The organism is Xenorhabdus vietnamensis (genome assembly GCF_002127535.1).
Classification (GTDB): Bacteria; Pseudomonadota; Gammaproteobacteria; order Enterobacterales; family Enterobacteriaceae; genus Xenorhabdus; species Xenorhabdus vietnamensis.
Genome location: NZ_MUBJ01000073.1, coordinates 1 through 1,893, shown reverse-complemented (window position 1 = coordinate 1,893; position 1,893 = coordinate 1). Strand labels below are relative to the sequence as shown.

Annotated in this window: 1 protein-coding gene and 1 pseudogene; both read left to right on the top strand. The window is 50.6% G+C overall.

The window, feature by feature from the left end:
• Window positions 1–491 precede the first annotated feature (491 nt).
• A pseudogene (gene ltrA, locus Xvie_RS20110) lies at window positions 492–1,363 on the top strand (group II intron reverse transcriptase/maturase); the annotation flags it as partial.
• Between the two features lie 144 nt (window positions 1,364–1,507).
• Window positions 1,508–1,810: a group II intron maturase-specific domain-containing protein gene (locus Xvie_RS25980; protein ID WP_425273939.1), complete on the top strand. Its 303-nt coding sequence runs from the start codon at window positions 1,508–1,510 to the stop codon at window positions 1,808–1,810.
• The last annotated feature ends 83 nt before the right edge of the window (window positions 1,811–1,893 follow it).

Here is a 1,893-nt window from a genome sequence, read left to right as displayed (position 1 = left end):
AGTGTGCCGCAGGCATACAAACTGGCAGCATAGGGAGCGCAGCCAGTATGTAGCATAAGCTCAGGAGGAGATGGTGGCAGGCCCACCGAAGTCCGCTGTCGGAAGCCGGCTTCAAACCCCCTCAAGCGGCTGCCGTAAAGAGCGGTGGTCGTGAGCGTTGAGGTCAAAGCGCGAACAATAGTTCGGCAGGTAGGGTACAAAGAGACGAGTAAAACCGAACCCATGTGGACGCGTCGTAAGGAAGAGATTTGACATCAAAACCGGGGGCGTTTCTATCTTCCGGGATAAATCTGTGAGTGAATTCCGAATGCTGCGCAGGTGGTGTCCGGCGTAGAGTGGGCGTGACTTTGTATCGGGCTCTTTCTGGGAACTGCGGGAACCCGTCATCACGATATCAAGGGAGAAATGCAAGTCACTAAATTGACAAGTATGAGAGTACCGATGGGTGATACGGGGGCGGAGTGACTCGTAGTAGTGAGGAAATATTTGTAATGAATGTGGAGCGAAGGGGTCACGTCAGGCAGCCTTACCCGGTATCCAACTGTCAGGCAGGAGGAGATACGGAGGTTAAGGCAAAACCGTTTGTCATTGAGAAAAGGGATGTGTATCGTGCCTGGTTATTGGTTAAAACCAATCAAGGTGCGGCAGGCGTGGATGGTCAAACCATCGCGGATTTTGAATCCAATCTGAAAGATAATCTGTACAAACTCTGGAACCGCTTATCATCGGGCAGTTATTATCCACCCCCGGTGAAAGGTGTCGCTATTCCGAAGAAGTCGGGAGGTGAACGTCTGCTGGGTATTCCCACGGTTGCGGATCGCGTGGCGCAAATGGTGGTCAGGCTTCATTTCGAACCGCTTGTTGAGCCTCATTTTCTGCCGGATTCTTATGGCTACCGACCGAATAAATCGGCAATTGATGCCATCAGAGTAACAAGGCAGCGATGCTGGCAGCAAGATTGGGTATTGGAGTTCGATATCAAGGGCTTGTTTGACAATATTCCTCATGATTTACTCATGAAATCCGCGAGGAAACACACAAACAGCCCGTGGATCTGTCTGTACATCGAACGCTGGCTAACTGCACCGATGAAATGCAATGGTGAGGTGTTATTCCGGGAGAAAGGCACCCACAGGGAGGAGTTATCAGCCCGGTGCTGGCAAATCTGTTCCTGCATTATGTGTTCGACAAGTGGATGCAAAAGCATCATCCCCGGCTGAAGTGGTGTCGTTATGCCGATGATGGTCTGGTTCACTGTCAGAATGAAGCTCAGGCCAGAGAAATACGGAAAATACTGGAGCGACGTTTCAGTGAGTGTGGACTGGAACTGCACCCGGACAAAACCCGGATTGCCTACTGCAAGGATGGGGACCGAAAGGGCAGGTATGAACACATCAGTTTCGATTTCCTTGGATACACATTCAGGCCAAGATTGGTGAAGAACCGCAAAAGGAACAGCCTGTTTGTGAGTTTTACGCCAGCAGTCAGCAAAACGGCGCAAAAGGCCATGAGATTCAAAATTCGCAAGTTGAAGATCCGAATGCGGACAGAACTGAATTTAACACAGATGGCAAACTGGCTAAATCCCATGATAAGTGGATGGTTGAGCTATTATGGTCAATTTTGTCGTTCAGAGCTGTATAAGGTATTCAGGCAACTCAACAAAGCATTAGTGCGCTGGGCCAGACGAAAGTACAAGGCACTGAGCAGGCATAAAACCCAGGCTTCAAAACTGCTTCAAAGGATTGCAAAGCAGCATCAGGGGTTGTTTGCCCATTGGCGGGCAGGAATGACAGGCACGTTTGCTTGATGGGAGCGGTATGAGTCGAGAGGCTCACGTACCGTTCTGCGAGAGGCTGCGGGGGCAGTTCCCGCGGTCTACTCAACCAGTGA

What these genes read in the sequence shown, in the direction of transcription:
- Xvie_RS25980 (WP_425273939.1), top strand. Translation starts at nt 1,508, where the DNA reads ATGAGATTCAAAATTCGCAAGTTGAAGATCCGAATGCGGACAGAACTG.